This is a genomic window from Desulfosporosinus sp. Tol-M2, assembly GCF_059735615.1.
This window is the reverse complement of record NZ_JCAIJG010000028.1, coordinates 4,318-12,104: the sequence shown is the minus strand read 5'-3', so window position 1 is coordinate 12,104 and position 7,787 is coordinate 4,318. Positions and strand designations below refer to the sequence as shown.

The following is a 7,787-nucleotide window of genomic DNA, read 5'->3' as shown; positions in this document are numbered from 1 at the left end:
GATAACTCACCAGGTTTAAACTTGTTAATAAATACCTATTTCAACGAAGCTGTGCTAAAATAAGTTAGTTATCCAAAAAAGGAGAGGAATGCATTTGGAACAGTATAGCCGGGTTATAGCACTGTGGCAGTCGTATAAAATCGCCTCTGCCGCTGATCTTGAAAAACACCTTGACAGCTTTCGCATTCTGTTTGCGTTCCATTCAGGGAAGATAGAGAACGAGGAAATCACCTATCATGATACCAGGGAAATCTTTGAAAATGGCAGGGTTGTGAGTTATACCGGCACTCCGCGTGCCTTGTTTGAACAGCAGAATCAAAAGTTATGCTATGAAGTATTAAAAGCAAAAATTGTGAATAAGGAGACTCTCAGCATAGAGTTGGTTAAGGAAATTCATAGGGTTCTGACTGGCGGGACATACGATGAACGAAGGTATATTGAAAATCAAGAACGGCCGGGCAAATTTAAGAAGCACGATTATGTAACGGGCCTCCATGAAGTCGGCTCCGCTGCAAAAGATGTGGAAAATGACTTAACGGATCTAATTGCCGAAGTAAATGCTTATGAGGGCAAGGATGTATTAAAAGCCGCAGGCTACTTTCACGCTAAGTTTGAGTATATCCATCCCTTTGCAGATGGTAACGGACGTGTCGGCAGGACGCTGATGAATTACTATCTTATGATACATAATCACCCACCCCTCATCGTCTATGATGAGGATAAAAGGATGTATTTCGAGTGTCTGCGAAAGTATGACGAAACCGAGGAACTAGATTCCCTGTATGAGTTTCTTAAGTATGAATCGGAAAAAACATGGGGCAAGGCGCTGGCTCTTGCCGATGGCAATAGGCTGGAACGCAAAGACTTGTCAGATTTCATCCAGGATATGTAGAAGAAGACACTGCCGACATTTCAGCAGAGTCTTAACATTGAACAAGTTCATAATGCTCTCTTAATGGTGATTCAAAAGCGTTGAAATAATCAAGACTCGCCCGCATTATTAACAATTCCGCATATGCCGGAAGTGCGGTTTCTGTATCACCCAGCCCGTTGATATTTATCGGTGGTCGGTGCGGCGCTGTTCACCCTCGTCACAGTGCTACGCTCAAGTTTAAAGTACATTCTAACGCTAAAATATAGTAACCCGGCGGATGCCTGCTCTTAAGGATTCGGCCGGGTAATATTTTTAAAGTAAATGTTAGATTTTCGACTATGCAAACGTCTTATTAAATAACGTCTGCTTAACGAAATTTTATTTCATGAAGTATGTACATGAATAATGTACATGAAGAATAAAAGAAAGGAGGAATGGTCTCTTTTGAAAGTTGGCACTCATGGCAGGAATTACGGCTAGTGCGGCGAAATGAAAAATACAGTTATCATTGGCGAAATGAGAACTCCAGATAGTGTGCTGTAATAAAATCGAAACTTGGAAAATATTGAGGAGTTGATTAAATGTTTGACTGGGTAAAAAGGCATAAAGGTCGAATCCTGATCTTTTGTGTTTTATGTGTAGGCTTATTAGTAATGTTATTGCCCGGCAACAATGACGTCTCAGCAACAAGTAACCGCTTAGCAGGCTACGATCGTTTCCAAACAGCCAGGATTATCGCCGAACAATTTAAAGCTGAAACCGTGCAGGATGTTATTCTTACTTCCGGTCACAACTTCCCCGATGCCCTGGCGGCAAGTGTTTTAGCGAAAAAGTTAAATGCGCCTATTTTACTGGCCGATAGCCAGGTCCAAGGTTCGACCGAAGCCTTTAATTACATATCTCAGCACTTAAGTAAAAAAGGCATGGTGCATATCATCGGCGGCGTAGCTGTGATAGGGCCGGATTTCGAAGCTCAGCTTGTTCAAATGGGTTTTCCAAATATCGAACGGATTGGTGGCTTTGATCGCTATGATACGGATCTCCTGATTGCCGAGAAATTAGCTGTGGCCAAAAACACGCCGGTGGTTATCGCTTCGGGAGAAGTTTTTCCGGACGCTTTAAGTGTTTCCAGCTTTGCAGCGCACAAGGGCTGGCCAATTTTATTGGCAGGCAAGGATTATTTGGCGCAAGGAATCAAGGACTACCTGGCCAATGAACAGCCCGCGCAAGTGTACATCGTTGGGGGAAGCGGGGTAGTCTCAGAGGCAGTCAAGTCGCAAATTCAAGCCCTTGTTCCTCAGGCAGCGGTAACACGTTTGGCCGGGCAGGACAGATTCGAAACTAATGCTTTGATAGTGCAAACTTTCGCCCCGAACCCGCAAAATATTTATTGTGCAACAGGTTTAGATTTTGCCGATGCCTTGGCAGGCAGTGCCCTGGCCTCGCAGACCGGTGATCCCATTCTGCTGATTGATCCCAATTCTTTGGCAGTACCCGCTTCAAGTGTGGGCTATTTAACCCAGCTCCATGAGCAACATAGCGATCCTGCGCTTGTGTGTTTTGGAGGGGATGTTGTTGTTCCGGCAACGGTGCTCAATAAGATTGCTGATCTTCTTCAGGGAAAACTAAATCAGGATACGGCGCTCGCAGCAGATTTGCCGACAGTTGGCAGCCGCGAAAACCTGGTGCAGCTGCTGGCCGGGATGGAAAGTAATGGCGTCAGGTACGGCCTGTTGACAGGCAACGCTTTAGATTTGGCCGCCGGTACGGGTGCTGCTCCTCAGACCGAAGCCAACGCAACAAACGACGCAAAACAAATGCGTCAGGATGTTGCTTACTCGGAGACAAATCTGCAAGTCCAGGGAGTGGATGAGGCGGATATCGTTAAGACTGACGGTGAATACATTTACCAGGTTATCTCCGCCAGGTCAAACGGGCAGCCTGCGGTTGTCATCTCCCGAGTTTATCCGGATAGCGAACTTAAGATTGTTTCCACGCTGCAATATTCCGCTCAGGAATTTATGCCGCGCGAATTATACGTGGATCAAAAACATCTTGTGGTGATCGGCGAAAGTAATGCCAACCAAGTCGTGCCAATGCCGGCGGAGACCGGAAACAAGCTGTCGGCTGATTCTGCAGTTTCTGTTATGCCAGGCTATATTTATCAGCCGGTAACCCGGATCCTTGTCTATGACCTGAGCGACAAGACGAATTTGGTCAAGCAAAGAGAACTGAAGCTGGACGGTAATTACCTCTCCTCGCGCAAAATAGATTCGCAGCTTTATCTGGTCACAAATAAATATATTGACTGCTACCGTATTTTGCACCAAAACGAGATACCGGTCAATCCGGTATTTTCCGATTCGAATTTTACGGCTGGCGATACGGCGATTCCCTTCCAGGACATCCGCTGCTTCCCCGGCACGGTGGAACCAAACTACCTGCTGGTAGCCGGTTTGGATCTCGAGTCCCCGACTGAGCGCATGCAGGTCAGCACCTATCTCGGTTCCGGCAATCAAATCATGGCTTCGCCCGACAATCTTTATGTAGCGGTAACGCACTATGAGTGGCCGAAAGAGGAGCCTGTTTTGGATAACAATAAAGCATCCGCCATTTACCCGGTTGGCCCCAATACGCTGGTCTACAAATTTTCTCTTAATAATGGGAACACAGCTTATCAGGGTAAAGCGGAAATCCCCGGCACATTGCTCAACCAGTTCTCCATGGATGAACATGATGGTTATCTGCGATTGGCCACAACTTCAGGCTTTGACTGGAGTACCCGGCAGGCCACGGAAAATAATGTCTATGTCCTTAGCCCAAATATGAGCATCAGCGGCAAGCTGGAAAAGCTTGCACCCGGTGAACATATCTATGCCGTGCGCTTCATGGGCCAGCGGGGTTATATGGTCACCTATCAGACGACCGACCCCCTGTTTGTACTCGACCTGCAGGACCCGGCTGCTCCTAAGGTGCTGGGCGAGCTGAAAATTCCCGGTTACAGCAATTACCTGCATCCTTACGATGAAAATCATTTGCTGGGGATCGGTAAGGATTCGGTGGAAACCAAAGTTTACAATAGCTATACCGGCCAAACAGATACCGTGGCCTACTATCTGGGCATGAAGCTTTCCTTGTTTGATGTAAGCGATGTCAACAACCCGGTTGAGCTTTTTAAGCAAAACATCGGGGACAGGGGAACGGATTCCGAAGTGCTTTACAATCACAAAGCTTTGCTCTTTGCCCGGGAGAAAAACCTGCTGGCTTTTCCGGTCAGTGTCTGTGAAGTGAAAGAGCAGAGCGTTAAGTATAACGGTATGCCTCCCTATGGAGAGTTAACCTTCCAGGGAGCTTATGTCTACAATTTGGATTTGACAACAGGTTTTACGCTCAAAGGGAAGATCTCGCATCCGGGTTCGGGTGGATTACAGCAACCGATTCAGCGCATCCTCTATATCGGCAGCAATCTATACACGGTATCGGAAAGCATGATAAAAGTGAATGATTTGGCAGGTATGCAGGAAAAGGGTGCCATCTATGTCTCCAAGTAATTAAATAGTAGCAGTAGGCTGTTTATAGATAATAATGTTAAGATGCCAGAAGCAGTAGCAAAGTGGGTTGACAGCAAAGATGTCTTTGAAGTTGAAAGGATCCAGGAGGGAATCCTCAACTCTTATGAATTGGATTTTGCTAAACATGCACCTGCAACAGATTTTCCAAAGTTATCATTAATATGGAAAAGCATCCCTGAACAATTGGCTAAGGAAAATAGTAAATTTGTTTACGGCCATGTCAAGCCCGGAGCGAGAGCCAAGGATTTGGAAGATGCTTTACAGTGGCTCATTAGTGCAGGCATGGCCTATAAGGTTTGTAAAATTGAAAAGCCGTCTATGCCGTTATCGGCATATGCAAATCAAAACTATTTCAAGCTTTACATGTCGGACATAGGACTGTTGAGAAAAATGGCAAGAATGCCGGCAACATCGATCTTTGAAGAGTCAAAACTATATTCTGAGTTTAAGGGAGCTATAACAGAAAATTTTGTTTTAGGTGAGCTTATCAACCTGTCTGGTGATGTCCCGTATTATTGGAAATCAGGTAATACTGCTGAGGTGGACTTTATTGCACAGTTTGGAGAAAAAATTGTTCCCATCGAAGTGAAATCTTCTACTAATGTGAAATCACGCAGCATGGGGGTATACCGTGAAAAATATAATCCGGACATTTCTGTCAGGACATCTATGCTTAATCTAAAAAGGGATAATAGCCTGGTGAATATTCCAAGATATTTGATTTGGTTAATCGAGAAAATCTTGGGCCAAAGCTGTTAATGAGAAACATGTTTTAACGGCTTATTTATCCGGGTTATACAACCAATTTTTACCCTTCCGATAGTACAGCGCAGCGGCATGAGGGTCTATTTACAATTGATAAAACATGGAGTAATCTCAAACAATGACAGCATGGTGTACTGCCGGCAACATGTTTGGAAGCGCTAACGCTTAGGAAGATGGAGGTTAATTAGGAAATTGGAGGTTTAATAGACAAATGCCTAAAACAGATCCGACCATAAGTATCTTTGACTGGGGTAAAACAAAAACCACAATCACTGTGCTGGAACTCCAAAAGTTATTCAAGGAGCCGGATTATGAAGCCTTTTATACCTTGACGTTGAAAATGATTGCTGAAGGAAAGCTCGTTGCCATTACAGCTTCCGGCCAAAATGGGCGTCTGCCTTCACTTTATAATAAATATCGGATAATCAGGCCGCTGAAAGACCACACTGACTGTTTGGAACAAATCCGCTGTTTGGAACCTTCTTTAAATATTGCCGCCTACCTGCAAAAACCCGAGCGATATATCAAGCATCGGGAAGTCCTCGAAGGACTGAGCCGTTATCTTTGGTATCAGGCTTCATTACTCTTACAGCCAATGTCCCGTAAGGAACGTTCGTTTTCGGTCTGGGGAAAAGAGAAGTTGCTCGATGAACTACTGCCGCTGATTCGGGAAGTCCTTAGATTTAATGGTTTGACGGAGCAGTTTTTGAATTATTATGATACACCTGAGCCTTTCTTTGAATACCGGCATGAACGCACTGTGCCGCTTGCCCTGCTGATTCTGGAGAATAAAGATACCTGGTTCACCTTGCGAAAGCTAATGCAGGAGACGGGGAAAAATCATTTAGCCGGCAGGACAATTGACGCTTTGATCTATGGGGAAGGGAATAAAATCACCAAAACAGGCGCATTAGAGAACTACGCCAAAGAAATGTTCGGAGCGGCAACTACAGCAAACGGGATTTTCTACTATTTTGGGGACTTTGATCCGGAAGGAATCCGCCTGTTTTATCGTACCCAAAAGGCTAATCCGAACTTAAGGGTGCGGCCTTTTATCGAACTTTACCATCAGATGCTTCTCCTGGCGATGAATAGGGAACTTCCACTCAGTCCGGATAGCCGTCAGATGGATGTTTCCTGGCAGGATTTTGAGCAACTGCTCGGTTTATCAGCAGCGGAAAGCAAATTGGAATTCTTGCAGCAGGGCCGGTATATTCCACAGGAAATATTGAATTATCAAGTGTTGGCAGAAATGTTAGAATGAGACGTTAAAATCATAAAAATGTGGGTTCATGTTTAGAACGATATATAAACAAGGTATAATTAAGATAAGAGAACAAATGAACAAAAGGGCAAGTCGGTGGATTAGAAATAATGAGTCAAGAATTTGAGTTTTTGGAAGGTTTCGAAAAGAGAATGCGGATCGTGGCGGCGATTGATTCTATTGTCAACCGCGGCAACCGGAAAATGGAATTAGAACGTTTATTTAGTTTCGGCCAGCTGGATAACCTGATTTTTTCTGTGCTGGTATTTATTATGGAACGGACCTTGTCTGAAGATGAAGAGTGTACCATGGGCAGTATCGCTGATTTTGTCCGCCGGATCCTGCCCGCTTATGGTCTGGAATTAACCCCCGAAATCATTCATCAGCTAACGGAATACATCATCAAAGATATTTTGCAAAATGGCGGCGAAGCACGTTTTTATCCGATCATGACTTATGGTCAGGGGATGACGGAAACCAGGATTCGCCTGATTGAAGATAAGCTGCGCGAAGACGACCGGAGCTATCTGATTACCTATCAGTTGACCGATCAGGGATATGATTTACTTTTTCGTACCAAAGAAGTGGAACAGGAAATCAGCTTTACGATTGAAGAGTTAAAACTGCGGGAATTGATTAAACGCAAAAACTACAAAAAAGCGATCGGGCAGAGCAGCAACCTGATCCAAATGGTCAGGCAGAAGAAGAACGAACTGCGGCAGTTGATGGAAAAGATCAGAGGGAACATCTATGATGTCGATATTCGGGAATACGAACGCCTGACCGGTAGTACCTATGCTTTGCTGGAAGAAGAGTATGGCATGATGAATGAGATTCTGGGGATGATCACTCTCTCCGAAGAGCGTTTAAGGGTAGAAGAACAAACCCAGGGCACCCTGGATGAAGCGATGAAAAAGGCCCGCGCTGAAATAATCAAAATTCGCCGCAATATACATACCACCATTAATGAACAGAAAGAACTGATCCTGGATCGTCACCACCTGTCCGCGATCTATAAAGAAACTTTGGAAGATTCTTTTTTCCTGGCCCAAAGTAAAAAGTTTGATTTTGAACAGGAAATCCTGGCAAGACTAGAACAGTGCGATGAGCGGCATATCCCAATGCTTTGGCAGTTGTTCAATCCTTTATTCAAGCCCAACCCTGTGCGCACTTTAAATGTTCTTTCGCTCTATGAAGCCCAGAGCCGTTTGCGGCAGGAAGAGCAGGAAACGGTGAACATTGAGATTGAGGAGCTGGGAGAGGATAAGGAACGCCTTAAGGCAGAGAAAATCAACACAGCCAACATTGAATT

General features: G+C 44.8%; 5 protein-coding genes. All 5 read left to right on the top strand.

Annotated elements, in window-relative coordinates:
- Positions 1-94: 94 nt before the first annotated feature.
- Positions 95-892, top strand: coding sequence for a Fic family protein (locus AC6I5A_RS01260; RefSeq protein WP_034610805.1), 798 nt, complete (start codon positions 95-97; stop codon positions 890-892).
- A 563-nt stretch (positions 893-1,455) separates the two neighbouring features.
- Positions 1,456-4,425, top strand: coding sequence for a beta-propeller domain-containing protein (locus AC6I5A_RS01255; protein ID WP_052167817.1), 2,970 nt, complete (start codon positions 1,456-1,458; stop codon positions 4,423-4,425).
- Positions 4,426-4,467: 42 nt separating this feature from the next.
- Entirely contained in the window at positions 4,468-5,205 is a 738-nt protein-coding gene (locus AC6I5A_RS01250) for a DUF8612 domain-containing protein (RefSeq protein WP_034610803.1), read from the top strand.
- Between the two features lie 217 nt (positions 5,206-5,422).
- Positions 5,423-6,475 carry a hypothetical protein gene (locus AC6I5A_RS01245; RefSeq protein WP_034610801.1) on the top strand — a complete coding sequence of 351 codons (1,053 nt, stop codon included), beginning with the start codon at positions 5,423-5,425 and terminating at the stop codon, positions 6,473-6,475.
- Between the two features lie 110 nt (positions 6,476-6,585).
- The coding region (locus AC6I5A_RS01240; RefSeq protein ID WP_497900397.1) for a hypothetical protein at positions 6,586-7,787 on the top strand (1,202 nt) is incomplete at its 3' end.

Bases quoted from the DNA above. Each gene is read 5' to 3' on its own strand.
- AC6I5A_RS01245 (WP_034610801.1), top strand. From the start codon at position 5,423: ATGCCTAAAACAGATCCGACCATAAGTATCTTTGACTGGGGTAAAACA.
- AC6I5A_RS01250 (WP_034610803.1), top strand. From the start codon at position 4,468: ATGCCAGAAGCAGTAGCAAAGTGGGTTGACAGCAAAGATGTCTTTGAA.
- AC6I5A_RS01255 (WP_052167817.1), top strand. From the start codon at position 1,456: ATGTTTGACTGGGTAAAAAGGCATAAAGGTCGAATCCTGATCTTTTGT.